General features: G+C 53.9%; 24 protein-coding genes. 11 read left to right on the top strand and 13 right to left on the bottom strand.

Going from position 1 to position 24,738, the window contains the following annotated elements; genetic code table 11:
• Nucleotides 1-5: 5 nt before the first annotated feature.
• From ACX1DY_RS04355 to ACX1DY_RS04345, 3 genes are read right to left on the bottom strand one after another with little or no spacing between them, the layout of a single operon-like run.
• Nucleotides 6-404, bottom strand: coding sequence for an FxsA family protein (locus ACX1DY_RS04355; RefSeq protein WP_458962980.1), 399 nt, complete (start codon nucleotides 402-404; stop codon nucleotides 6-8).
• Nucleotides 401-937: an acyl-CoA thioesterase gene (locus ACX1DY_RS04350; RefSeq protein ID WP_458962979.1), complete on the bottom strand. Its 537-nt coding sequence runs from the start codon at nucleotides 935-937 to the stop codon at nucleotides 401-403. Before ACX1DY_RS04350 ends, ACX1DY_RS04355 begins: the two co-directional genes overlap by 4 nt.
• A 42-nt stretch (nucleotides 938-979) precedes the next feature.
• Nucleotides 980-2,161 carry an MFS transporter gene (locus ACX1DY_RS04345; protein ID WP_458962978.1) on the bottom strand — a complete coding sequence of 394 codons (1,182 nt, stop codon included), beginning with the start codon at nucleotides 2,159-2,161 and terminating at the stop codon, nucleotides 980-982.
• 116 nt (nucleotides 2,162-2,277) lie between these two features.
• On the opposite strand from ACX1DY_RS04345, the gene ACX1DY_RS04340 reads away from it, so the two are divergent.
• A complete protein-coding gene (locus ACX1DY_RS04340; RefSeq protein ID WP_458962977.1) occupies nucleotides 2,278-3,021 on the top strand; it encodes a G1 family glutamic endopeptidase in 744 nt (247 codons plus the stop codon).
• A gap of 152 nt (nucleotides 3,022-3,173) precedes the next feature.
• On the opposite strand, the gene tnpB is transcribed toward ACX1DY_RS04340, so the two are convergent.
• The 7 genes from tnpB to ACX1DY_RS04305 all read right to left on the bottom strand — a co-directional run bounded on the left by tnpB (nucleotide 3,174) and on the right by ACX1DY_RS04305 (nucleotide 12,882).
• Nucleotides 3,174-4,253 carry an IS200/IS605 family element RNA-guided endonuclease TnpB gene (gene tnpB / locus ACX1DY_RS04335; RefSeq protein ID WP_458962976.1) on the bottom strand — a complete coding sequence of 360 codons (1,080 nt, stop codon included), beginning with the start codon at nucleotides 4,251-4,253 and terminating at the stop codon, nucleotides 3,174-3,176.
• Nucleotides 4,254-4,559: 306 nt separating this feature from the next.
• Nucleotides 4,560-5,984 carry a pyruvate kinase gene (pyk, locus tag ACX1DY_RS04330; protein ID WP_458962975.1) on the bottom strand — a complete coding sequence of 475 codons (1,425 nt, stop codon included), beginning with the start codon at nucleotides 5,982-5,984 and terminating at the stop codon, nucleotides 4,560-4,562.
• Nucleotides 5,985-6,332: 348 nt separating this feature from the next.
• On the bottom strand, nucleotides 6,333-7,349 hold the full coding sequence (locus ACX1DY_RS04325) for an acetyl-CoA carboxylase carboxyltransferase subunit alpha (protein WP_458962974.1): 1,017 nt from the start codon (nucleotides 7,347-7,349) through the stop codon (nucleotides 6,333-6,335).
• A gap of 1 nt (nucleotide 7,350) precedes the next feature.
• Nucleotides 7,351-8,244 (bottom strand): acetyl-CoA carboxylase, carboxyltransferase subunit beta, encoded by an 894-nt coding sequence (gene accD, locus ACX1DY_RS04320; protein WP_458962973.1) that lies wholly within the window; start codon nucleotides 8,242-8,244, stop codon nucleotides 7,351-7,353.
• Nucleotides 8,245-8,319: 75 nt separating this feature from the next.
• A complete protein-coding gene (locus tag ACX1DY_RS04315) occupies nucleotides 8,320-8,508 on the bottom strand; it encodes a hypothetical protein (protein WP_019912039.1) in 189 nt (62 codons plus the stop codon).
• Nucleotides 8,509-8,653: 145 nt separating this feature from the next.
• Entirely contained in the window at nucleotides 8,654-9,154 is a 501-nt protein-coding gene (locus ACX1DY_RS04310) for a phosphatidylglycerophosphatase A family protein (RefSeq protein ID WP_458962972.1), read from the bottom strand.
• 74 nt (nucleotides 9,155-9,228) lie between these two features.
• Nucleotides 9,229-12,882 carry a DNA polymerase III subunit alpha gene (locus tag ACX1DY_RS04305; protein WP_458962971.1) on the bottom strand — a complete coding sequence of 1,218 codons (3,654 nt, stop codon included), beginning with the start codon at nucleotides 12,880-12,882 and terminating at the stop codon, nucleotides 9,229-9,231.
• 144 nt (nucleotides 12,883-13,026) lie between these two features.
• Here ACX1DY_RS04305 and ACX1DY_RS04300 point away from each other — a divergent pair, with 144 nt between their 5' ends.
• The 3 genes from ACX1DY_RS04300 to ACX1DY_RS04290 all read left to right on the top strand — a co-directional run bounded on the left by ACX1DY_RS04300 (nucleotide 13,027) and on the right by ACX1DY_RS04290 (nucleotide 14,242).
• Nucleotides 13,027-13,350 carry a YtrH family sporulation protein gene (locus ACX1DY_RS04300; protein ID WP_019912042.1) on the top strand — a complete coding sequence of 108 codons (324 nt, stop codon included), beginning with the start codon at nucleotides 13,027-13,029 and terminating at the stop codon, nucleotides 13,348-13,350.
• Nucleotides 13,351-13,357: 7 nt separating this feature from the next.
• Nucleotides 13,358-13,861, top strand: a complete 504-nt coding sequence (locus tag ACX1DY_RS04295) for a hypothetical protein (RefSeq protein ID WP_458962970.1) — start codon at nucleotides 13,358-13,360, stop codon at nucleotides 13,859-13,861.
• Between the two features lie 69 nt (nucleotides 13,862-13,930).
• Nucleotides 13,931-14,242 (top strand): YtpI family protein, encoded by a 312-nt coding sequence (locus tag ACX1DY_RS04290; protein WP_458962969.1) that lies wholly within the window; start codon nucleotides 13,931-13,933, stop codon nucleotides 14,240-14,242.
• Nucleotides 14,243-14,499: 257 nt separating this feature from the next.
• Here the strand turns inward: ACX1DY_RS04290 and ACX1DY_RS04285 are convergent, their stop codons facing one another.
• Nucleotides 14,500-15,834, bottom strand: a complete 1,335-nt coding sequence (locus ACX1DY_RS04285; RefSeq protein WP_458962968.1) for a DRTGG domain-containing protein — start codon at nucleotides 15,832-15,834, stop codon at nucleotides 14,500-14,502.
• 153 nt (nucleotides 15,835-15,987) lie between these two features.
• A complete protein-coding gene (locus tag ACX1DY_RS04280) occupies nucleotides 15,988-16,275 on the bottom strand; it encodes a hypothetical protein (protein ID WP_458962967.1) in 288 nt (95 codons plus the stop codon).
• A 175-nt stretch (nucleotides 16,276-16,450) separates the two neighbouring features.
• Between ACX1DY_RS04280 and ACX1DY_RS04275 the strand changes: the two genes are divergently transcribed.
• Nucleotides 16,451-17,026 (top strand): hypothetical protein, encoded by a 576-nt coding sequence (locus tag ACX1DY_RS04275; protein WP_458962966.1) that lies wholly within the window; start codon nucleotides 16,451-16,453, stop codon nucleotides 17,024-17,026.
• 126 nt (nucleotides 17,027-17,152) lie between these two features.
• Here ACX1DY_RS04275 and ACX1DY_RS04270 read toward each other — a convergent pair whose 3' ends face one another.
• On the bottom strand, nucleotides 17,153-17,497 hold the full coding sequence (locus ACX1DY_RS04270; RefSeq protein WP_458962965.1) for a YlbF family regulator: 345 nt from the start codon (nucleotides 17,495-17,497) through the stop codon (nucleotides 17,153-17,155).
• Between the two features lie 235 nt (nucleotides 17,498-17,732).
• Here ACX1DY_RS04270 and ACX1DY_RS04265 point away from each other — a divergent pair, with 235 nt between their 5' ends.
• From ACX1DY_RS04265 to ACX1DY_RS04240, 6 genes are read left to right on the top strand one after another with little or no spacing between them, the layout of a single operon-like run.
• Nucleotides 17,733-19,100 carry a YheC/YheD family endospore coat-associated protein gene (locus ACX1DY_RS04265; RefSeq protein ID WP_458962964.1) on the top strand — a complete coding sequence of 456 codons (1,368 nt, stop codon included), beginning with the start codon at nucleotides 17,733-17,735 and terminating at the stop codon, nucleotides 19,098-19,100.
• Between the two features lie 10 nt (nucleotides 19,101-19,110).
• Nucleotides 19,111-20,277, top strand: a complete 1,167-nt coding sequence (locus tag ACX1DY_RS04260; RefSeq protein WP_458962963.1) for a YheC/YheD family endospore coat-associated protein — start codon at nucleotides 19,111-19,113, stop codon at nucleotides 20,275-20,277.
• A gap of 13 nt (nucleotides 20,278-20,290) precedes the next feature.
• Nucleotides 20,291-21,664 (top strand): YheC/YheD family endospore coat-associated protein, encoded by a 1,374-nt coding sequence (locus tag ACX1DY_RS04255; RefSeq protein ID WP_458962962.1) that lies wholly within the window; start codon nucleotides 20,291-20,293, stop codon nucleotides 21,662-21,664.
• Nucleotides 21,661-22,773, top strand: a complete 1,113-nt coding sequence (locus tag ACX1DY_RS04250) for a YheC/YheD family endospore coat-associated protein (RefSeq protein WP_458962961.1) — start codon at nucleotides 21,661-21,663, stop codon at nucleotides 22,771-22,773. The genes ACX1DY_RS04255 and ACX1DY_RS04250 overlap by 4 nt, the downstream gene beginning before the upstream one ends.
• 31 nt (nucleotides 22,774-22,804) lie before the next feature.
• Complete coding sequence (locus ACX1DY_RS04245; protein WP_458962960.1) at nucleotides 22,805-23,326, top strand: GNAT family N-acetyltransferase; 522 nt, start codon at nucleotides 22,805-22,807, stop codon at nucleotides 23,324-23,326.
• Nucleotides 23,308-24,438, top strand: a complete 1,131-nt coding sequence (locus ACX1DY_RS04240; protein ID WP_458962959.1) for a YheC/YheD family endospore coat-associated protein — start codon at nucleotides 23,308-23,310, stop codon at nucleotides 24,436-24,438. Before ACX1DY_RS04245 ends, ACX1DY_RS04240 begins: the two co-directional genes overlap by 19 nt.
• Nucleotides 24,439-24,738: the final 300 nt, after the last annotated feature.

Genomic DNA, 24,738 nt, shown 5'->3' with positions numbered 1-24,738 from the left:
TCACCTTATCTGCGGTAAAAGGTGAAGGTGCCGTTTTTCATTTTTTTCTCAATCCACTTCAACAGAAAAACCCGGTACAGCGGCCGGGTCAGCGGAAACACCAGAGTAAAGCCGACGATATCCGTCACGAATCCTGGAAGAATCAGCAGCAGGCCGCCAAAAAATATGCACAGGCCGTCCAGCATGGTCCGTCCCGGAACCCGGCCTTCCTGCATCTGCGTCTTGCTGTCCAGCAGCACCTTCTTGCCTTCGAACCTCATCATTAAGAAGCCGATCACGGAGGAAGCCAGCATGAGCAGCAGCGTTTTGGGCGCTCCCAGAAAACCTGCCACATAAATAAACCCGAATAATTCCACGGCTGGGATAATAAATAATGCAGCCCACAGCCATTTGCTTCTTATCATTCTGCTCCTCCTTCTTTCCTTAGCGCCATCGTTATGGCGTAAAACAATTCCGGCAGCACCCGGTCCAGCCTAACAGGCCTCCAGTCCATATTTAGCCACACATGACTCGTTGAGCCGGTAACGAGCAGCTCTCCGGGCAACTGCTCAAGGCCCGTCGCTATAGAAAGCTCCGCAAGCGCAGCAGCAGCTGAACTCTTGCCCGCTTCCGGCTCTGCCAGCCTCCGGATTTCATATTCGTATACCACCCTCAACGCCGAGAAGGTCGTAAGCCGCGCATATACGGCGATAAGATCATCATAGCGCGCCGGACTTTTAAATTGCAAATCTGCGGACGTGACAGGCAGAAGCACCCCCATGCTCTCAAGCGTTCGGTAGGCAAAACCCAGCTCACGGAACATCTCGGTGCGTCCAGTCTCAAACCAGCTCAAATAATTGGCATGATACACCACACCCATTTGGTCGGTTTCCTGATATCGTACACGAAAGGCAGTGCCATGCCAGCGGCTGGTCAATACCGGATTACGTGATTCCATCTGTAAATGCCCCTTTCTGTATTAAAAGCCCTCCGGTACTACTTAAGCCCCGGTCCCCTTCGAAGCTACGGGCAGCGGGATGCTGCCCCGCGTGCTTCGGGCTACATAGAAAAGCAAAAGCGCTCCCACAGATGAGCTAAGCATGCAGGACAGATTCATCAGTCCCACACCGCCTTGTTCCAGCAAAATTCCGTTCAGCAGATTCCCCAGAATCCCCGCAAAGCCGGAGAACACAATATTGAACACGCTTTGGCCTGTAGCCTGCATCTCCGGTAACGTAATCTGGGACACATATTCGACCGCAGCGATATAAAAGAGCCCAAAGGACAAGCCGTGCAGCACCTGCACAGCAACCATCACCACGGGACTCGGAAAGGCTACCTGAATTCCCCACCGCAGCACATAGATCAGCGCCCCCAGCAGCAGTGTGCGCTCCCTGCCCAGCTTTCTGATGATCTTGGAGGCATACAGCATGGAGGGAACGTTAGTTACGGAAGCGATGAAGAGCGCAATTCCGGCATAGCTTGTTGAACCCCCGACAGATTGAAAGGCCAGTACAAAGTATGTGCCAAAAGCCGTCATCGTCTGGTTCACCAAAAAGCTTCCGCCGAGAAAGGCCAAAAAGATTTTGTTGCCCAGCAGCTTTTTGATCCCGTTGGAGAACGACTGGCTCATCATGCGGTTCTCTTCCGCCTCCTTAGGCAGGGTGAGCGCAAGAATGACAGCAACGCCATTGAGTAGCAGATACGGCAGCCAGATCGTGGACACGGAAAAATGCGATACATACTGCGACCCCACAAAGGCGCCTACGGCCGCTCCTATGCTCATCATCATCCGGATGCTGCCATAAGTGGCCCCAGCCTGATTCGCCGCTGCAATGGCGTAAGAATCGGCTATAGGAGCTTGTGTAGATGAGAAGATGGTTGCCACCGTGTAGACCACCAGCAATACGATGAAATATTCCGATTGGTACAATGTTGCCAGCACCGCCGGCACTGCCACACTCAGAATAAGTACAAGCCGGGTCTGATTATAACGGTCGGAAATGACTCCCCAAAGAGGCTGAATACAGATCGCAATCAGTGTGCCCGTCGCCATCAGCATACCAATTTGGCTGCTGTCCAGTCCATTATGCTTCAAAAGAAGCGTAAGATACGAGCCAAACGAGCCGCCGGCGAGTCCCAAAAAAAGATAAAATCCGCGCAGATTAAGCATTTTTTTCATTTGTGCGATAGGTCCTCTCTATTCCTTTTTAACGGAATACCCATACTTCAAATCCATCTGCCGCATTTAATAGAGCAGCAAACTATAAATCCTTATATCGTAAAGGCGGTGGATCTGTGAGCAAAACTGATCTTTCTAAGCGCACCCGGCCCTGTGTCACGGCTAAAGCCCATAAGAACAAAGCTCAAAGCACCGGTTTTGGCTGGGTCTCCAGCAACTGGAGCGGATATGCCATCTCCGGCAAAAAGGGCGCCTTCAGACAAATATCCGGCGATTGGATTGTCCCTTTTATCAAAGCCACTTCCAAAACTGCTTATTCCTCAGCCTGGATTGGCATCGACGGCTTCAAGAACAGCAATCTGATCCAGACGGGAACCGGCCATGAATCCATTAACGGGGTAGTCCACTATTACGCCTGGTGGGAAATCCTCCCTGCTGCGGAAACGGTAATCCCGCTGCCTGTCTCGCCAGGGGACCATATGCGGGCTTCCATCACCAAGGAGAGCAGCGGCAAATGGCTCATCACCCTCCGCAATCTCAGCAAGCAATGGACCTTCCGCACATTCCAGCGTTACACCGGACCGCAATCCTCCGCAGAATGGATTATGGAAGCTCCCCAGGTGGGAGGCAAGATCGGAGCACTTAGCAAAATGACTGCCACCAGATTCTTCCGCTGCAGTGTGAACGGCAAAAGCCCAAGGCTGACGCCTGCCGACAGCGGAATCATGGTCCAGAACAAGATTACGGTAGCCGTGCCTTCCAGTCCCAGTGCAAACGGTGATGCTTTTAATGTCAAACGAGTCTATCGTAAAGGAAAACCTCTGGTTCACTCCAGAAGCCCTATTTTTGTCCGGTCCTAATTGTACTGTTCCCAAAACTCTCAATTCAATATATAACAATTCTGAAATGTGAACTACACACCACATAAAAGGTGGGTGCTTCTTGGTCAATAGAGCTGCTGCTCCAAGTTAATCCAAGCTTAGAGGATAGTTCCTATCCCGATCAGTGCAATTTACATTGCTAATTTCAGAAGATTTACAGCCGCATTCCTATCTCTGTCGTGTTGTGAACTACATTCCGGACATGTCCATTCACGGACAGCAAGGTTTTTCACTTCTGCATTTTTGTATCCACAGCAGGAACATAATTGGCTGCTTGCATAGTTTTTTGGCGCAATCATCACTGTTCTTCCGTACCACTTTGCTTTATATTCGAGCATCGCTCGAAACATGCTCCACGATACTTCAGAAATGGCTTTAGCTAATTTGTGATTCTGCATCATGTTCTTTACACGTAAGTCTTCCATCACGATCACTTGGTTATCGCGTATCATTTGAGTTGACGTTTTGTGCAAGAAGTCTTTACGCTGATTGGCTATTTTTTCATGAAGCTTGGCAACCTTCAATCTTGCTTTAGCTCGGTTATGGCTCCCTTTCTTCTTTCGCGATAAGTCCTTTTGCAGCTTGGCTAGTCGTTGTTCAGATTTACGTAGATGTTTCGGATTGGCGATCACTTCACCACCCGAAGTCACCGCAAAGTCTTTCAATCCTAGATCAACGCCAATCTTGTTTTCTGTTTCTGGCAAAGGGGCTATCTCTGTTTCTACCAATACGGATGCAAAGTATTTTCCTGATGGTGTCTTGGATATCGTGCAGGATTTGATTCGCCCCGTAAATGGACGATGTACCTTGATACGAATTCTTGTCTTTAGCTTCGGAATTTTTATCGTTCCATCTTTAATGACTATCGTTCCGTTTTGATTGTTCGTTTTGAAGCTATTATTGTTCGTCTTCTTGCTTTTGAATTTAGGGGAGCCCATGCTCTTATCTCGAAAAAAATTCTTATAGGCTTTCTCAAGGTTGAGCTGAACGTTTGCTAATGCAAGGCTGTCCACCTCTTTCAGCCACGGGAATGCTTTTTTGTACCTAGCAGGTGTATTATGGAGCATTTTCTCCGTTTGTTTATAGTGTTCGATCTTATCCGCAAGCATTTTGTTGTAGATAAAACGGACACATCCGAACACCTTTGCTAGATATCGTTGTTGCTCATGGGTGGGATAGATCCGGTATTTATACGCTTTAAGTACTGACAATGCCACGCAACTCCTTTCCAGGAATTTACGAGTTCATTATAGCACGAACGTTCGTATGTAAGGATGCTGAATTTCGATAAGAAAGACCGTTGCCATTCATCCCACCATTTTAGAAATAGGGAAATTCTGATGGTTAAAACAGCCCGCAAAACCATCCGGGTGCCGACTGACGCATCGCCACAGAAGATGATTATGGGGCTGGCATAAGAATTGACAGAGCAGCTTAACATTTAAAAAAGCAATGGCATCTTGCACCATTGCTTTTTTGAATTCAGTCAAATATGGCAAAGAGCATTTTTCCCAAGATTAGCCCGCAGGAATAGTGTCTACTTTTACCAGGTTAGTGGAGCCGGAGCGTCCGAGCGGGATACCTGCTGTAATGACAACAAGATCACCTGCATTAACCAGACCGGATGCTTTACCGCCTTTAACAGCAGTTTCCAGCAGTTCGTCTGTTGAAGTGGCTTCAAGACCGTGAACCGGAGTTACGCCCCATACGAGAGCCAGTTGACGCATTGTTCTTTCTTGAGTCGTCACCGCGATGATCGGCGATTTAGGACGGTATTTGGAAACCACACGTGCTGTGTGTCCTGTTACAGTTGAAGAAATGATAGCTTTAGCATTCAGATCCAGAGCGGAAATCGCTACGGATTGGCTAATCGCTTCAGTTACTGTTGTTTCTTGAGCAATCTGCTGCTTCATGAAGATTTCACGGTGGTTCAGAGCAGATTCAGCTTTCTCAGCAATGCGGGACATGGTGAGAACGGATTCTACCGGATATTTCCCGGCAGCAGTTTCACCGGACAGCATGATTGCATCTGTTCCGTCAAAGATAGCGTTCGCTACGTCACTCGCTTCAGCGCGGGTAGGACGCGGGTTGCGCTGCATGGAATCCAGCATTTGTGTAGCTGTGATAACCGGTTTGCCGGCGATGTTGCATTTTTGAATCATCAGCTTTTGAGCCAAAGGCACATCTTCAGCAGGGATTTCCACGCCAAGGTCGCCGCGGGCAACCATCAGGCCGTCGGAAGCTGCCAGAATTTCATCAAGGTTGTCAACACCTTGCTGGTTTTCGATTTTGGAAATGATTTGGATGTGGGAAGCATTGTGCTTCTCAAGCAGTGCACGGATTTCCTGAACGTCGCTGGCTTTGCGAACGAAGGAAGCGGCGATAAAATCGATGTCCTGTTCGATCCCAAAAATGATATCGTTGGTGTCTTTTTCCGTAATGCCCGGCAAGGAGATGGCAACTCCTGGTACGTTAACGCCTTTTTTGCTCTTGATTGTACCACCGTTAACAATGCGGGTCTTGATTTCTGTGCCTTGAATGTCAACAACGGTAAGTCCGATAAGACCATCGTCGATGAGGATAGTCGATCCTACTTGAACATCGTTAGGAAGGTCGCTGTACGTGACAGAGATACGGTTTTGGTTGCCAAGGATTTCTTCCGTAGTCAATGTCAGGTACTCATCCTGAACCAGTTCAATCGGTTCTACTTCCAGCTTGCCTGTGCGAATTTCTGGTCCTTTGGTGTCGAGCAGGATAGCAACAGTCTTACCAAGCTCCTGGGAAGCCTGACGGATCGTTCTGATCCGGCTGCCGTGCTCTTCAAAATCGCCGTGGGAGAAGTTCAGACGGGCTACATTCATACCGGCCAAAATCAATTTTTTGATGTTCTCCAACGATTCGCTTGCAGGACCAATCGTACATACAATTTTACTTTTCCGCATTAGGTTTTCCTCCGTTTTTTCGTTCTCTCTGTCTCACTTTTTCCAACTACAAAATCTACTATAAGGCTTGTCATTTGCATAGGAACTTTATCACATGAACCTTTAACTTCGCCCTTATGAATATTACTGCAACTTGGAAACAAAATCAATGTTGAAGCATGTTTTCATTGTAAATTAACGTCGAATTTTCAAAGAAAGCGCACAAAATAAAATAACCCCGCAAATTGCACGGGATTATTTTCACGCCAATAAAAGTAATCTGCTTCCAGTTTCATCTATGGACTAAAAAAGCGAATTTATGTGTGAAAGTGCAAACGAACAAAGCCTGCATCCGGTAAAATACAGGGCCTACTCCACGCTCTGCACTTCTTCTTCCTCTTCTCCTTCTTCTGCGGCAACGAACTCTGTTCCGCCTTCGGCAAACTTACCGATTTTGCGGAATTTCAAATAACGGTCCTCTTTGAGTTCAGCACAGTCCATAGCCGACAGCTCCTGCAAATGACGCCATACGGCATCCTTGATTGCCGCCGCCGTTGCCTCGTAATCACGGTGGGCGCCGCCTCTCGGCTCAGGCACAATCTCCTCAATAACTTCCATATCCAGCAGGTCGGCTGCCGTAATCTTCATGGCTTCTGCGGCCTGCTCCGCCTTAGAGGCATCCTTCCAAAGGATAGACGCCGCTCCGTTCGGGGAGATTACCGAATAAATCGCATGCTCCAGCATGAGTACACGGTTGCCTACAGCCAAAGCCAGCGCTCCGCCGCTGCCGCCTTCACCGATCACAATAGAGATCACAGGGACAGCAAGCTGGGACATCTCATACAGGTTTCTGGCAATTGCCTCGGACTGGCCTCTTTCCTCTGCCGTATTGCCGGGGTAAGCCCCCTTGGTGTCGATAAAGGTAATGACCGGACGGCCGAACTTCTCGGCCTGCTTCATCAAACGAAGCGATTTGCGGAACCCTTCAGGATGCGCGCTGCCGAAGAAACGCGCAATATTGTCCTTCGTATCCTTGCCGCGCTGCTGGCCGATTACTGTTACGGGAACTCCGTTCAGCTTGGCGATACCGCCAACTACAGCAAGATCATCACCGAACAGACGGTCGCCATGCAGCTCAATATAATCAGTAAAAATCAGCCCCATCAGATCAAGCGAGGTAGGACGGCTGTGATGCCGTGCCAGATGCATCTTCTGCGAAGGCGATATATTGGAATAAATCTCATCCTCTAGCACGCGGTAGCGTTCCTCAAGCCGGGCGACCTCATCGCTGAAATCAATCCCCTTCTCTTCGCCGAACTGCTTCAGCTCAGCAATTTTCTTGCGCATTTCCAGTAGAGGCATTTCAAAAGGCAACTCTCCCGCCAACCTAAAATCCCCCTTTCACGTCATGCAGGTCCAGCAGCTTGGTCAATGTGGCGCGCATTTCCTTGCGGTGCACCACGAGATCAAGCTGTCCGTGCTGAAGATTAAATTCAGCGGTCTGGAAATCCTCAGGAAGCTTCTGGCGGATCGTCTGCTCAATGACAATCCGGCCGGCAAAACCAAATACGGCTCCCGGCTCGGCAATGATAATATCACCAAGACTGGCAAAGCTCGCGGATACACCGCCCGTGGTCGGATCGGTAATCACCGAGATATACAGTCCGCCCACCTCGCCAAACCGGGCGAGCGCCGCACTTGTCTTGGCCATCTGCATCAGGCTCAGAATGCTCTCCTGCATCCGGGCTCCGCCCGAAGTCGAAAAGATCAGCAGCGGGAGTCGCTTCTCGGTGGCTTCTTCAACCGCGCGGGTAATCTTCTCGCCCACAACCGAACCCATACTGCCGGTAAAAAATTCAAAATTCATCACAGCCACAATGACGGGATGTCCGCCAATGGTGCCTTGTCCCGTAATTACAGCATCAACCTGTCCGGTTTTGGACTGCTGCTGCTCCAGCTTAGATGCATAGCCGGGAAACTGCAACGGGTCTACGGATGCCATTTCGCTGTCAAACTCAACAAACCCTTCCGGGTCCAGCGTCATTGCGATCCGCTCCGAAGCGTTCAGACGCATATGGTAGCCGCAGGAAGGGCATACCTTCAGGTTCTTCTCCAGCTCCTTGCTGTACTGGATCGTTCCGCATTTGCTGCATTTGCTCATTAAGCCCTCGGGAATCTCCCGTTTGGGGCGTTCGCCTTCCGCCGCTCCGCCGCTCCGCTCCAGACGTTCTGAAGGAATAGTCGCGTACTTCCGTTTTTTCTGAAATAAATCTTTGAACAAGGATCGCACCTCTTCAGCCGTTTATTTGCGCATTCAGCAGCTTGCCGCTGTCATAACTGCTCACTTGATGTATATTCAGGGATGCAGAATCAGATTAAGGACTTCCTGCACTTCCTCAAGCTCACCCGAAGGAACCAGAATCTCAAACTGCTGCTTGGACATATTGACCGGACGGCATTTTATCAGAAAGCCTTCTTCCGTAAGCTTGCTCTGAATCATATCCGCCACTTTGGCGGTTGGAGCTATATAAATTACCGTCCACATGCCTTGCAAAGCCTCCCTAATCTTAATTCCCAGCCGTATCCCGTATAATGGAATCATGATAACACAGTTTTCTTTTTTCCCGCAACAGGAGCGGAGTGAAGGAACAGGGGCAGGAGGCTGCATTCAGCGATTCCAGGCCAGGCGGTTATTCCGTATCGGCGCTATAAGGATATACCTTGGCTCCCTCATGCCCGTGGGCAATTCTGGCCGATGCCGCCGCTGCGATTCCGGCAACAAGATCATCCAAAAACACGTGAATGCCTCCCTTATCCGCATTCAGCTCGCCGATGATTCCAAGCTTTATTTTGTCGAGATAACCGAAGCCCGTCAGCCCGATCATTCCGTATACCCCCGTGATGCCGAGCGCCAGGGTCTCGTCCGCGCCATACAGCGATTCATCCGCCTCCATCACCGCCTGCAGCGGCTGGGGAAGAAGCTTCTTCTCCGCTAATTCATCGAGTGCGACGCCAGTCATGAGCGTGTACTGGACCTCTCTTTTGCCGAGGACCGATTTGACACTTTCCAGACATTCGTCCTTCGTTAATTCGGCATAATAGGCCGATTGCAAAATATATACGATCTCAGCAATGGACGTCAGCGACACTCCCCTGCGCTCCAGCAGCTCCGCTGCCATTTGATATGACATGGTAATATTCCCCTTTCCGCACGGGACAATGCCCTGTGGTTTCCTAATGTATGCGGAAAGGGGCGGAAATGTTCTTATTTTATTCTTACCGTTCCGGCTCCCATCATTGTCTCGATAGCCGCGATCAGCTCCTCCGAGGGCTTGATCCGGTAGCCGTCGCTGAGCGCCAGCAGCCGCTGGTCGCGCTCGTAGAACAGCAGAGTAGCTGCCGGACCGGGATGGCGCTGCAGCAGCGCCTGAAGGCGCGACAGCAGCGCCGGGTTCTCAGCGGTCTGCGTGATCTTGATAAAGACACGCTGGCCGCTCTGCGCTGCGGATGGCACAGACGCGGCGGACGTGGACGCCGCGGGCGCAGGCGCAGTGGCAGGCGCAGCAGCTCCGCCGGCTGCGCCGCTGCGGGAGGCGCCGGGGCTGCCGGCGCCTGTCCGCGCTGCCGGAGCCCCGCCGGGCGCTCCGGCTGTGGCCGCCCGGCCCGCGCCTGCGGCCCGGGCGGCAGCTGCGCTGCGGCGCTGCAGCAGGCCGCGGAGCGTGTCCGCGCCAAGCGGCGCGACCTCTTCGGCCAGCAGCTTGAAGCCCTCGTCCTCCTGCTGCACCTTGGCGCGCAGGGCCAGCAGCGCGCCCTTCACGATCAGGGCGCGGCTGCGTTTCCACACCTCTGGGAAGAGCACGACCTCGCAGCGCTCGATCTGGTCTTCCCATTCCACGAAGGCCATCGCCTTGCCGGCCTTCGTGGTGATTTCCTTGACGGACACGACCATGCCCGCTGTCACGGCCTGGCTCTCATCCGCCGCTTCGCCCAGATCCATCAGCCGCTGCATCCCCGGCTCCTCCAGCAGCTCCGCAGCATCGTCGAGCGGATGCCCGGAGAGGTATAGCCCGAGCAGCTCGCGCTCCAGCTCTAACTGCTGGGTGACCGTGAAATTCGGGATATCCGGGTAGCGGATCTCCCAGTTCGGCGTTTCTATCAAATCGTCGAAGAGCTGAATCTGCAGCTCGTCGCGTTCCTTGCGCCACTTCGTTGCAGCTTCTACCGTCTCATCCAGCATCGCGAGCAGCTGCGCCCGGTGTCCAGGCAGGCGGTCGAAAGCCCCGGCCTGCAGCAGAGACTCTATGACGCGCTTGTTGCAGACGCGCAGATCCACACGGCGGCAGAAGTCAAGCAGGCTGTCGAACGGACGCTCCTTGCGCACCTCCATGATGTTCTCCACAGCAAGTGTGCCGACATTCTTAACCGCCGCCAGTCCAAAGCGGATATGCCCTGTGCCTTCGCCCGGAACGGGAGTGAACAGCACGCCGCTCTCGTTGACATCCGGCGGCAATACGCCGATGCCGCTGCGCCGGCATTCCAGCACATATTCCGCCACCTTGCGGTGGACGCCCATCACAGCGGTCAGCATCGCCGCCATGAACTGCACGGGATAATGGGCCTTGAGGTAGGCCGTCTGGAAGGCCAGCACGCCATAGGCTGCTGCGTGGGCACGCGGGAAGCCGTAGTTCGCGAAGCGCACGATCATATCATAGACGGCATTGGCATCCGTCTCCGTATAGCCCATCTGAAGACTGCCCTGCACAAAGTGGCCGCGCTCCTTGTCCAGCGTCTCCCGCTTCTTCTTGGAGACCGCACGGCGCAGCAGATCCGCTTCACCGAGCGAGAAGCCGGCCATCCGCGAGGCAATCTGCATGATCTGCTCCTGATAGACGATAATGCCGTAGGTATCATCCAGAATCTGCTTCAGATCGGCATGCGGGTACTCCACTTCAATCTCCCCATGCTTGCCTGCAATATATTTAGGAATAAACTCCATTGGGCCGGGACGGTACAGCGCGACCACCGAGACGATATCCTCGAAGCCCGTTGGCTTCATATCCTTCAGTACCCGCCGCACCCCCGCCGACTCCAGCTGGAAGACGCCGGTCGTTTCACCTGCTCCCAGCATCTCGTACGTCAGCGGATCATGGTCGGGAATGCTGCGGAAATCAGGCACGCTGCCGGTCATTTCCCTGATCCAGTTCATGCAGCGCTCAATAATCGACAGGGTGCGCAGCCCGAGAAAATCCATCTTCAGCAGCCCGATGCTCTCCAGATGCTCCATCGAATACTGGGTCAGCGCCGTACTCTCGTTGCCGGCCTGCAGCGGCACGTTATCGGTCAGCGGCCCCTTGGAGATCACGACTCCTGCTGCATGGGTCGATGCATGGCGGGGCATGCCCTCTACCTTCTTAGCCATGTCAAGCAGGTCCCTGATCTTCGGATTGCCTTCATACAGTGCCTTCAGATCCGGGCTATCCTCCAGCGCCCGGGTGATGCTGATACCGAGGTACCCCGGAATCAGCTTCGCTGCCTTGTCCACCTCGTTATAGGGCAGATTCAACACACGCCCTACGTCCCGCACAGCCGCTCTCGCCGCCATCGTTCCGAAGGTGATAATCTGCGCCACATGCTCCTTGCCGTATTTATCCACCACATAAGCGATAACCTCATCGCGCCGCTCATCGCTGAAGTCGATGTCGATATCCGGCATCGTGATGCGCTCGGGGTTGAGGAACCGCTCAAAGAGCAGATTGTACTTCAGCGGGTCCACATCGGTAATCCGCAGACAATAGGCGGTTAAGCTGCCGGCAGAGGAGCCTCTTCCCGGGCCGGTAACAATCCCCTGCCGATGGCAGAAGGCGATAAAATCCCAGACGATCAGAAAATAATCGCTGAACCCCATGTTCTCAATAACGCCTAGCTCATAGGCCAGCCTCGCCCCGGCGGCATCCCTCTCTTCCTGGGAGGACCAGCGCGGCGTGTCCGCATAGCGGGCTTCCAGCCCGCTCCAGCACAGCTCGCGGAGGTAGGTCGCGGCATCCTTTCCCTCCGGCAGCGGAGAATACGCCGGCAGGATATGCTCGCCGAAGGTTAGCTCCAGATTGCACTTCTCAGCAATCACCGCTGTATTACTAATCGCCTCAGGCACATGCGGGAACAATGCGGCCATTTGCTCTCCGCTCTTGAGGAACAGCTGCTCCGTTCCGATCTTCAGGCGCTCATCATCATCCACTGTCTTGCCGGTCCCGATGCAGATCAGCACGTCTTGAACTTCGGCATCCTCCTTGGCGAGATAATGGACATCGTTCGTAACCACCAGCGGGATGCCGCATTCGGCGGCGAGCGCGATCAGCTGCGGGTTGACCCGCTTTTGCTCAGGAATTCCGTGATCCTGCAGCTCCAGGTAGAAGTCCTCGCCAAAAATCGCCTTATACCGCAGCGCCGCCCTGCGCGCCTCTTCTTCCCGTCCGTGCAGCAGATGCTGCGGCACCTCGCCGCCGAGACAGGCGCTGAGGCAGATGATGCCCTCCGCATGCGCGGCCAAGGCTTCCATATCAATGCGCGGCTTGTAGTGCTGTCCCTCCAGATGGCCGATGGACACCAGCCGCATCAGGTTTTTGTATCCGGTCTCATTCTTCGCGAGCAGAATCAGATGGTAGATGGGCTGATCCTTGCGGCTGCCCCGCTCCCGGCGGGAGCCTGCCGTCAAATAGGCTTCACAGCCGATGATCGGCTTGATGCCGCTGGCCTTGCACGCTTTATAGAAGGGGATGGCTCCGTACATCACTCCATGATCCGTAAGCGCAAGCGACGTCATGCCGTATTCGCCGGCCCGGCGCACCAGGTCCGTAATGCGCGCCGCCCCGTCCAGTAAACTGTATTCGCTGTGCACATGCAAATGCACGAAAGGGCTCATATCCCCACATCCCTTCAGGTTCCAAAATCAAAGCATAAGATGTAACTATTTTATCATATTAGAGGGGGAGCCGCCCATAGAATGAAGAAAGAGCACAAGGACAGGCTGCGTCAAGAGCGGCCTTGTTCGGAAAGGGGCCTTGTAATGAACGTTTTTTTGAGCAAAGCCGTTCTCGATTTCTTTATCGCCTTCGGGATTGTGCTGGGTGGGGCGATGCTGGGCGGCATGGGGGCCGTAGTCTCGCTGCAGCCGCCGACACAAACCATGCTGGATGTGGCCGACCGGATCAAAATCTGGGCGCTTGCCGCCGCCGTCGGCGGAACCATCGACCCGATGCGGGTCATTGAGAGCAATATGCTGGGCGGTAACCTCTCCCCCGCCATCAAGCAGGTCCTCTACCTGGTCTTCGCCTTCCTGGGCGCTCATATGGGCAGCGAGCTGGTCAAATGGGTGTGCGGCAAGGGGTGAGCAGGCCATGAGGGTTCCACCGTTCCGGTATTACCGCCGATTTTCACAAATTTCTGCAGTATTCGTATTAGGGATGGTCGTGGGCAGCATCATGTACAATGCTATTTTTCATATGGGCTACAATGTGCTGTGGCAGAACAATCTGGACATGCGCATGCAGATCGAGCAATACCGTAAGGACATCCAGACGCTCAAGAAATACAACAACACCTCTACCGTCATCCGGGAAATCAGGCTCCGCACGGAGGACAGCAAGGTGAAGGAGGGCGCAGCCGAGCTCGACCCCGTAACCGTGAAGGAAATCATCAGCCGCATGAGCAGCGACCTGGAGCCTATGCGCGGGCGCAGCATGTTCGACATTGACAGTGATGGCAAGCTGGCCCGGCTGCTGCTGGACGGCAAAATCTATACCGTGCGCGAGAAGGAATATTCGGTCCGAATCCGCACCATGCTCGTCATGGAGGGCGTGCTGCAAATTTGGGTCGAAATCAGCCCCTACAAACGCAGCTAAGGACAATCGTGGTACAATAGCTTACAGATAACGGCTTTTTTACATTTGGCTAAAAGGAGCTGCCTGTCCATGATTCTGCTGATCAAGTATTTGCTGTTTGTCCTGATGATGGTTTTTATGATTGGTGCCGCCGTCTACAGCTTCTCTTCCCGCAGAGCGCAGGACCCTCTGGAAAAAGGCATAAAACGCTCTATCATGAACATCATGCTCGGCGGCATGCTTGTATCGCTCTCTCTAATCTGCATGTTTATGTTCCGCGGCTCCACAAGCAATATCATTGTCGAGGCACTTTTTCTGCTGATCGGGGCGTTCAACATCTTCTCCGGGCTGCGCAGCTATGGATTTTACAGCCGGAACCGGAGGAACAATAGCCAAGCATAACGGATGGAATGGAGGTGGATTTATCCGGCTAACCAATAAGAGGAGGAAATGCAGTGAAGCTCAATTTGTCCCACAATAATCTGAACGCTTGGATTTGAGGTGGAATCACGGGCTGAACGTTCCAAATTGGCTGCACAAATTAGAGGATAACGGCTGTATTGTATATTTGTAATCTACGGCATTGTATTGTAAAAAAGACTATCCCGGCTGACAGCCAGCCTGGAATAGTCTTCTTTGTGTGTTCATGTGCTGCGCCGTCAGTTATGGTCAATCGACTGCAGCATGAGTACAGCCTTAGCTACCAAGGTATCCAAGTGGCTGATTTCTATCTCCAGCTTGCAGGTACGGCGGCTGATTTCCAGCAGCTTCGGCATCACAATGACCGAATGCTCAATCTGCACCGGCCGGATAAAATAGGTGGACATATTGTCAAGCACATAATCGTTGCCTGTAATATCCTTGGCCGCCCTGAAAGCGGAGAGGGTCATCAGTGTTGACAGTACGCCTTCGGAAATGGTCCCGAGATCCGTCGCCATCTGCGGCGTAATGAAGCCGTGGAAAAAAAGTCTGCCTTCCTCATCCCGCTCATCGGCAAAGCCGTTCCAGATCAGATGGTCGAATGTTTCTCCGAGCTGCGGCTGGTTGCTGACATCGCGCAGGCTCTGCAGCACCTCCCTGCGGGTGAGCGAGCCGACCAGCTTGCGGTTGCGGTCGACAATCGGCAGGAAGTCGATGCCCTCCCACATCATGATCTGCGCCGCCGAGGCCAGCGAGGTCTGCAGTGCCGCGGTGATCGGGCTGCGGACCATGGCCTTCTCGATGCTCTGCCCTTCGGCAAGCTCCTCCACATCACGGCGGCCCACGATGCCAATGACCCGGTTCCACTCATCGGTAACCGGGAAGCGCTGCTCGCCGCTGTCCAGCGAGAGCTGCCGCAGCTCACCGACCGTGCTGGTTATTTTCAGCGTATTGAGGCGGGGCTTGCTGTCTACAATATCTTCAACCAGCATGATTTTCTTCTTGATCAGCCGGTCAAAAATCGCCCGGTTAATCATCGAAGCTACGGTAAATGTATCATGCCGGGAGGAAATTACGGGCAAATCCAGCTCGTCGGCCAGCGCTTTAACCTCACGGCTTGTCCCAAAGCCCCCGGTTACGAGCACCCCCGCGCCTTGCTCCAGCGCAAGCGAATGCGCATCATCGCGGTTCCCCACAATCAGCAGGCTGTCCGCATCGATATAACGGACCATGGCATCAACCTTCATCGCGCCGATCACATATTTATGAAGATGCTTGTTCAGCCCGTTCACTCCGCCAAGCACATGTCCCTCTACGATGTCGACTACATCACCAAAGGTGAGCTGGTCGGAAATGTTGCGCGGTTTCTTCTCCACCCGGACTGTGCCGATCCGCTCCTTCGTAATGACGATGCCGAGATTCTCCGCCTCCTTCACCGCACGGTAAGCCGTGCCTTCACTGACACCCATTTCCTTCGCCAGCTTGCGGACGGATATCTTGGTCCCTACCTTCAGGCTTTCGATGTGCTGCAGCAGTTGTTCATGTTTTGTGATATTATCCCCTTGACCTTCCAACTGTTACACCCCCATGCTCCGATCTGTACTACTCTGTACCCATTATACACGGTGGGGACGCAGAAGCACAACAGATTGGCCGAGCATTGTGACGAGCAGGGGGCGCGCCGTGGGCGGTTTTACCAGGGAGCCTATCATATTATTAAGAGAGGCTCAAGATTTTTGCGATACTCTCGCCGGTTCTTCATTCCACTTGCCCTGCCACTGCTCCAGCTTATGCTTGCGGACTGCTTCAAGCCGCTTCTGCTTCTCTTCATCCACTCCAATGATGAAATGCAGGTGCGAAGCGATGACCAGAAAGGCAAAAATGCACCAGACCACACCGAAGCCCAGTGCCCAGCTTGGTCCGCTCTGAAAAGACAGCTGCGGCAAAGCGTAGAGAAGCATGACCAGCGCCGCCAGCATGTAGGCGGCATGCTTGAATTTGTTTCTTTTTTTCATGGATGACAGCTCCTTCTTTCTAAAGGGTTGTTCAATTGAATCTATATCTCTACTCTATGAACAGGCTGCCGGAATTATGAGATAAGCCGGGAAAAAATATGGAGAGTGCAGGCTTTGGCATAGCACGAACGGCTGCGATATGAGATGATGTAGGCATTTCAGGGAGGGATTCTATTTGAATAACGCATTTAATTACTCAGAGTACATTATCCGTAAAAAGGTGTTCTCTATCATGGGAGCCAAGCTGCATATCTACAATAGCTCGGAGGAGCTTGTGATGTATTCGCAGATGAAAGCGTTCAAGCTGAAGGAGGATATCGCCCTTTATACCGATGAGAGCATGACAAAAGAGCTGCTACGCATCAAGGCCCGGAATGTGATTGATTTCAGCGCTACGTATGACGTGCATGATTCAGAGACCGGTGAGCATCTCGGCTCGCTGCGCCGCAAAGGGCTCAAATCCATCGTGAAGGATGAATGGATTCTTCTGGACAGCAAGGATACCGAAATCGGATTGATTAAGGAAAACAGTACAGCGATGGCGCTCCTGCGGCGGCTCATCACGCTGATTCCGCAGAAATATAATGTTGAGCTTGGGAACACCACCATTCCCGCCTTCCGCCAGAACTTCAATCCCTTCGTCACCAAAATCATCGCCGACTTCTCCGAGGACCGCAAAGGGGAGCTCGACCGCCGCCTCGGTCTGGCCGCCGGAATTCTGCTCTGCGCTGTGGAGGGCAAGCAGGATTAGGGCGACGACGCCCGTAATCTGAATCAGCTCTGACATTAGCAGGAGGGTGCTCCAGCAGCCAAATGGCTGAGGGACACCCTCCTGTTGCTTGCGTACGGCTTGTACCAGCTGTACCGACGGCGAAGCCTATTGTGCGCCGCCATACATCTCCGATAAGCTATCGGTAATAATTTTGTTCACATCCTCAATAACCACGCTGAGACGGCGTTCCGCATCGAACAGACGGCGGATGCCTAGGTTCAGGTTCAGCACCTCGAACAGCTTCTCCATCTTCTCCATTTCCTCCTGCGGCGGCATTTCTCCGTTCATCATCCGCTGCTGCAGCTCAATCTGATTCTGGCGGAAGTTATCCAGCATCCGCTTGCTTTCCGGGTCCGCCTCAATCACCTTCATCGCATTTCTGATGTCCGTTACCTCGCTGCTGTCCTTAATAGCCCGCGCCAATTCATGCGCTTTGTCAATTACGTTCATTATTATTCCTCCTAAAATTTTGTGAGCATTTACTTCTCCGGGTTCACTTCGAACATAATTCACTTCGGAAGCATCTGCTTTTGTTCTTTCCAAACGAGGGATTTAATCCGCCCGGCACGGCTTTTTCAAGAATAGGTCAATCACCAAGGGTCAGATGTCTCCATATGATGAATGATATGTAATCCTTAAGCTTCATATTGCCGGCATCATGCTGCCTACCGGAAGGAGATCCAAGATGTCTAAGTTCAAGATCCCGGTCCAAACGGTCCACTCGGGCATCCTGCAGGAAAACACTGTAATGCTTGGCGACAAATCAATGAAGAGGCTCAAAATTCCGGCAAACGGGACACTCCAGCTCACCTTCGGCTCTTTCCGGCAGGAGGTCACAGTCATTCCGGTTCCCAAAGCCGACAGCCTGCGCATAAGTGAGGCACTGGCGCGGCGGCTTGGACTCAGACAACGGCTTACGCTTAATGTGTCCTACACCTCGGGAAGCCGCATTCTGCGGCTCGGGCCGTTAATTGGAGTGCTGGTAAGCCGCGACCATCCGGATAATCCCGACAGGCTGTTCGGTCCGATCACTATGTTCTGCCGGGAGCTGACCAATGCCTGCCATGCACAGGGCGCCTATGTATATTTCTTCACCCCGGAAGCACTGGAATCGCGCAGCTCTTCCGTCCAGGGCTGGGTATACGACGAGGGCTGGCGAAAGCTGACTCTTCCTGTAGCCGATGTGATCAACAATCGGCTTACATCACGAAAGGTTGAGAACAAACCTAGCGTACAGCATTTTCTGGCGGATGTAAAATCCCGCTATGGCACACATTTTTTCAATGAAAAGTTCCTTGACAAGACAGAGGTTTTTGAAGCGCTTGCCCAAGATACCGCCCTGCAGCGGTATTTGCCGGAATCCCATACCCTGAAAGGCTTCGCCACCCTGAAGAAGATGTGCAACAGCCATTCCAGTGTATTTCTCAAGCCTGTTCGCGGCAGTCTCGGCAAAGGCATTCTGCGCATTTCCAGGGAAGAAGGCGGCGGCTACCGGCTGCTGTCCACCACACCGCTGGGCACACGCAAGATCAGCTTTCCCACTCTGGCAAAGCTGTTCCAAACCATCGCCCCCAAGATGAAAACCACCCGCTACCAGATCCAACAGGGCCTGCCCTTGATGGAGCTGGGACGGCGTCCGGTTGATTTCCGGGCGCTTGTGCAGAAGAACGGCACCGGCAAATGGGGGGTTACCTCCATTGTCGCCCGTACCGCCGGAAGCAACCACTTTGTTTCGAATCTGGCCCGCGGCGGGACACTCAGCACAGTACGGGAGGCCATCTCCAAAAGCAATCTGCCCGCCGGCCTGAAGGAGAGCACACAGCTTCAGCTTCCCCGGGCAGCGCTGGCTATTGCCAGAGGCGTCGAAACCTATATTCCCGCGCATTTCGGAGAGCTTGGAATTGATCTCGCCCTCGATCAATCGGGAAGAATATGGCTGCTGGAGGTTAATTCCAAGCCATCCAAGAATGACAACACACCGCTGAACGATCAGAAGATCAGACCTTCCGTCAAACAAATGATTTTATATTGCCGCTATCTGGCCGGGTTATAAGGAGGACATCATGACGGAAACAGCAATGGGGTTCCTAGGCATCATGACAGGCCGCCGCCAAGGAAATCCCCCTATCTCGGAGCCGGAGTTCTGCACTCATTTATGCCGGGCGGCCCCGCTGTATGATCTCAAGGTCCTCGTGTTTCACCCGGATGGCGTATCCAGGGACGGGCGATCCATAAGCGGCTATACCTGGAATGAGGGGCAATGGGAGCCTACGCTGGCTTCTCCTCCCGACGTGCTCTATAACCGCTGCTTGTATTCAAGTCCGAAGGACAAAAGAGCTGCTGCCACGGCCCTTGCCGCTCTTTCAAGCTCCCTTCCCTGGTCGCGCGGACTGCCCGATAAATGGCGCGTATATGAAATTTTGCGGCAAAGCCGCAAAGCTGCTGCCATGCTGCCTGAGACCAGGCTCTACAAGGGGACCCGGGAGCTCGCCATAATGCTTGCGGAAAGAGAGCAAGGCGTTTTCCTGAAGCCCAAAGCCGGCTCGCATGGCAAACACACCCTGCACGCCGTACGCTTGCCGCACAAGAGTGGCGGGGGAATGCGTGTACGCGGAAGGGACGGAGCAAACGTATTTTTTCAGCATGTATTCGGCACGCTGGGTGAAGGTCTGGGCTGGGTCCATGATTTCATCGGCTCACGCCGCTATATTATACAGCCTTACCTGCACCTGACCAGCAGCCTTGGACAGCCGTTCGATGTGCGCGTGCTCATGCAAAAAAACGGCCGCGGGGCCTGGATGCTTACCGGTATGGCCGTACGTCTCGGAAACCGCGGCTCGCTCACCTCGAATCTGCATGGCGGCGGAACTGCAGTGTCTCCCCTGCCCTTCCTGACAGATGAATATGGAAATTACGGAAATGAGTTGCTCCAAGAACTTGCCGCAGCCGCAGCGCTGCTGCCTCCCCTGCTGGAAGAAGCCTGCGGCAGACTGGGGGAGCTTGGCCTGGATTTTGGCCTTGATGCCGGTGGCAGAATCTATCTGCTTGAAGCCAATTCCAAGCCAGGGCGCACGGTATTCCGGCTGACGGGCGACCGCCGGGCTGCTAAGCTCGCCGCCGAGAACCCGCTGCGCTATGCGCGTCATCTGCTTCTTGCGTCAGCGGCAAATCAGAGATTTGCCGGCGGACCGCTCCGTTACAAACGGGAGAATGATATCAATGGTTCCTAAGGAGGATTCATAAATGGGTCTCACTTTTTGCAATGTGCATTTCACCAAGCAGCCCCAAAGAGTAGTCTATGTTTCGGGTGAACTGATGAAAAGCCTGAAACTGTCCGGCAAGAAAAACATCCGCCTGCGGCTCGGCAAGGATGCGGTACCGGCAACGATCAAGCCGATCAAACGCGCCGGGAAGCATCTGTTCCTCGCCTCGGGCGTAAAGAGCGCAATTAAAATCCCGAAATCAGGCGGCATCTTTCTCCGTAATCTGCAGAATGATGAGGTTCAGCTTGGGCCGCTTGTCGGTGTGTTGTCTGACGGCCCCGCCTCCTCGTCACAGCCTTTTGGCCCCCGGACCGGCTTCATCAAGCAGCTGCTGCACGAAGGGAGCAACAAATGCTACATCTTCGCCTTCACACCGCGTGACATAGACTGGCAGCAGGAGCGGGTGAACGGCTATTTTCTGAACGCAAGCGGCAAATTCGAGCGCAAGCAGGTCCCTCTGCCGGATGTCGTCTATAACCGGCTGCCCAGCCGCAAAGCCGAGACCTCGCCGTACATCAACCAACTCCGCGAGAGGTTCGCGCGTAAGAGAATTCCATACTTCAACTGGAGCTTTTTCAATAAATCAGATGTTTACCAGTTATTGGAGAATGACAGCACAGCGGGCCGCTACGTGCCTGAAACGCACAGCAACCCGAGTGCGGAGCAGATGCGCGACATGCTCGACCGGCATCATTTCGTGTATTACAAACCTTCAGCCGGCAGTCTGGGACACGGAATATACCGTCTGACCTATCTGCCGAAGAAGGGCTACTTTGCCCGTTACCGGCGGAGCGGCAAAAATGTGCTGCTGCGCTTTGCCAGCTTTGACAGCCTGATGAGGATGCTACGCGGCCGGCATGGCCAACACCTGCAGAACTATGTGGTGCAGCAGGGCATCCGCCTCATTGAAATTGACAGCTGCCCGATTGACTTCCGCTTTCACATGCACAAGAACGGCAGCAACCAATGGGTAGTGGTCGGGATCGGTGCCAAAAAAGCCGGCCGGGGCAGTGTCACCACGCATCTTAAGAACGGCGGAGCACTGCTCACCCCGCAGCAGGCCTTGGGCCGCGTCTTCGGAACCAGGGCGGACGAAGTGCTCCAGCGGGCCAAGACTACAGCCGTAAGACTGGCTGAATCTCTGGAAATCCAGCACCGGCATCTGCTCGGTGAAATCGGCTTTGATCTTGGCATTGACCAGGATGAGGATATCTGGATGTTCGAGGCTAACGCCAAGCCGGGACGCTCAATCTTCCGCCATCCTTCACTGCGTGCTGAAGGCAAAGCTTCCGTTGAACACATTCTGGAGCATTGTCTGTACCTCAGCAAATTCCGCAGGAGGGATGAACTGTGAGCATCCGTATCCCGGACCCCGGCAAACCTGTTATCGCCATCCTGACCACCAGCGACAGACTGCGGCAATTTCGCGGGAACCGGAGAAATTTCCGCGACATCATCCGCACCGGTAAAGACATGGGTTATCTTGTGTATGTCGTCACTGTCCGCGATCTGAAGCTGGAGGATAAAGTTGTGAACGGCTATGTTCCTTCCGCAAGCGGCAAGCTTTGGTACAGCATTCCTATGCCGTTGCCGCAGGTCATTTACAACCGGATCCCGAATCGCGACGATGAGGAGAAGGCGCTTGTCGCCCGCAAAATATCCGAGTGCCTGATGCATCCGGATATCCATCTTTATAATCCAAATTTTTTCAATAAATGGCATCTATTCGAATGGCTGAAGGAATCGCGCGCTACCTCGAAGCATGTGCCCAAAACGAGACGGCTGCGCAGCGCGAATACACTGATTGCCATGCTGAAAAATCACGACAGCCTCTACCTCAAGCCGGAGAGCGGCAAAGCCGGTAAAGGAATCATGCGGCTTAAATACCGTTCGGACACTCTAATGCCCTACCGGCTGCAGATTCAGAGCGGCAAAAAAAATGTGACTTACAAAGCAGCCTCCATTGACCGTCTCTGGGCGCGAATCAGCAAGGAGAAAGGGACCTCCCGCTATATTGTGCAGCAGGCCATCGGACTCGCCACATACCACGGGCGCCCCTTTGATCTGCGCGCGCTGCTGCAGAAGAATGGCAGAGGTGCCTGGGCGGTGACCGGCATCGGCGCGAGGCTGGCCGGAGTCCGAAGCATCACCACCCATGTACCGCGCGGCGGCAGTATCGAGGAGCCCGCGAATATGCTGGAAGCAACCTTCGGGGAGGAGCGGACGATAGCGATTCTGAAGAATGTCCCCACGACCGCGCTGCTGATTGCCCGGCAGATTGAACGGGCCTCCGAAACAATGCTCGGAGAGATGTCGATGGATCTAGGCGTGGATGAGGAAGGCGGACTGTGGTTTTTCGAGGCCAACTCACGCCCGATGAAGTTCGATGAGCCGGCGATCCGCCAGCTGTCGCTGGAACGGATCTTTCAATTTAGCCAGCATCTCTCCCGCCAAAGCAAGTAGCGACAGAAACCTGTAAAGGAAGTGACACACCATGCAGATATCCTCCATCTATGACAGTGACCCGGGACGGTGGAAATCCAGGCTGGCCGGTCTGCTGGAGTTCTTGAGGGAATACGGGGAGCAGCGGATCACGCTTCGCGGATGCAGGGTGCTGGCCCGTTTGACGCCGGAGCAGCTCGCTTTGCCCGGCGTATCCCTGCTGGTCGCCACTTTGCGCGGCCAGAACGGACGCCAGCTCGCTGGCGTCAGCTTTGTGTCCGGCTACGGCAAGGAAGCCTGCCTTGTCGCTGTCCATCCCTTATACCGGAACAGACATACCGGGACAGCACTGTTAACCGGGCAGCTCAAACGGCTCGGCCGCCTGGAGTGCGCCGTAGCCAGCGATAACGCCGCCAGCCTGAAGATGTGCTTCAATAGCGGGCTTGCTGCAGTGGCGCTGACAACAGGCCCAACCGGAAAGCCTACCCTGCTGTTCCGTTCACCGCTGCCATCCGGCAGCCATAAGGCAAATCTTCCACAAGAAGGTGAACTCCTGTGCCAGAGCCCGTCTTAGGCATCCTCACGTTGTATTTAAATGAAGCCAAGCAGCTCGAAGAAAAGGCCGTATACCGGCGGATGATTATTGAAGGCAGCCGAATGGGCCTGGATGTTTTTGTCTTCACCCCTGCCGATGTGCATACCAGCAAAGAGCAGATCCATGCGCTTGTCTTCGATCCCAAAAGCGGAAGCTGGTCCCGCAAATGGCGTTCCTTCCCGAATATGATCTATGACCGCTGCCGGATTCAGCGCAGCCAGCGGTTCCAGCAGCTGCTGCGCTTCCGCGCGCGTTATAACCACCTGACCTTTCTCAACCGGCCGCTGCGCAATAAATGGACGATTCACCAGACCTTCTCGCAGCGCAGCCGTTTCCGGCAGCATCTGCCGGAAACCCTGCTCTATCAATCCTCGGCCGATCTGCACCGGATGCTGAAACTCAGTCCGGTCGTCTATGTCAAGCCGATTAACGGCACCGGCGGACGCGGCATCCTGCGGATTGAACGGCAGCAGAATGGCAAGAACCTCTTCGATATCCAGGGCCGCCGCCAGAACCGGCAGATCATCGCCCCCCGCAAGGTGTCGCTCTCCCGTCTGGACTCCATCGTGCGCCAGTGGTGCCTTGCCGGACGCTTCCTGGTGCAGCAGGGCATTCCGCTGCGCCTGCCCAGCGGACGTTACCATGACTACCGCATGCTCGTGCAAAAGAACGGCCAGGGCGCCTGGGAGCTGACCGGCATCGCCGGCAGAGTCGGCGCCGCCCGCAGCGTGACCTCCAACCTCCATGGCGGCGGTCACGCCATCCGTGCGGAGAAGCTGCTGAAGATGTGGCTCGGCAGTCAGGAGAAGGCTGACAAAACCATGAAAACCGCAGAGAAGCTGGGGATAGATGCAGCCGCCTTCCTGGAAGAGAGCTTCGGTGTTCTCTGCGAGCTGGCGCTGGACCTTGCCATTAACCGCGAGGGCAAAATATACGTGCTGGAGGTCAACCCCAAGCCGGCCCGCGAGGTCTTCGCCCGCTCGGGCGACAGCGCCACCTACCGCAAAGCGCTCCAGCGCCCGCTGGAATATGCGATGTGGGTGTATAAGAACAAGAACACGCCGAGTTCGGATAAGACCGTTGAGGAATAGAAGAATACTCTAAGAACCTAAATAGGCTGCCGCCGATATTATACCGGAGGCAGCTTTTAGGTTTTGCCAGACTGACAATTAGAAGTGAAATCAAAATAGCGGGAAAATCACCCTCTATTATGAGCAGGAACAAGCGCTTTAGGAAAATAGAGGGAAAACCTTCCCCTATATTTAGCCGGTGGCTCTTTAAGTGGCAGATTGAACAAGTATACAGGGAAGATTTCCCCTTAACTCGTGGATAATGAGGATTTCGTGCGAAGTAGCGGGTCTTTTTCCTCTTATTTTTATCATGTTCATTTT

It is taken from the genome of Paenibacillus sp. BAC0078, from assembly GCF_054483875.1.
Note: the sequence above shows the minus strand (reverse complement) of the source record. Positions and strands in the feature narration are given on the sequence as shown.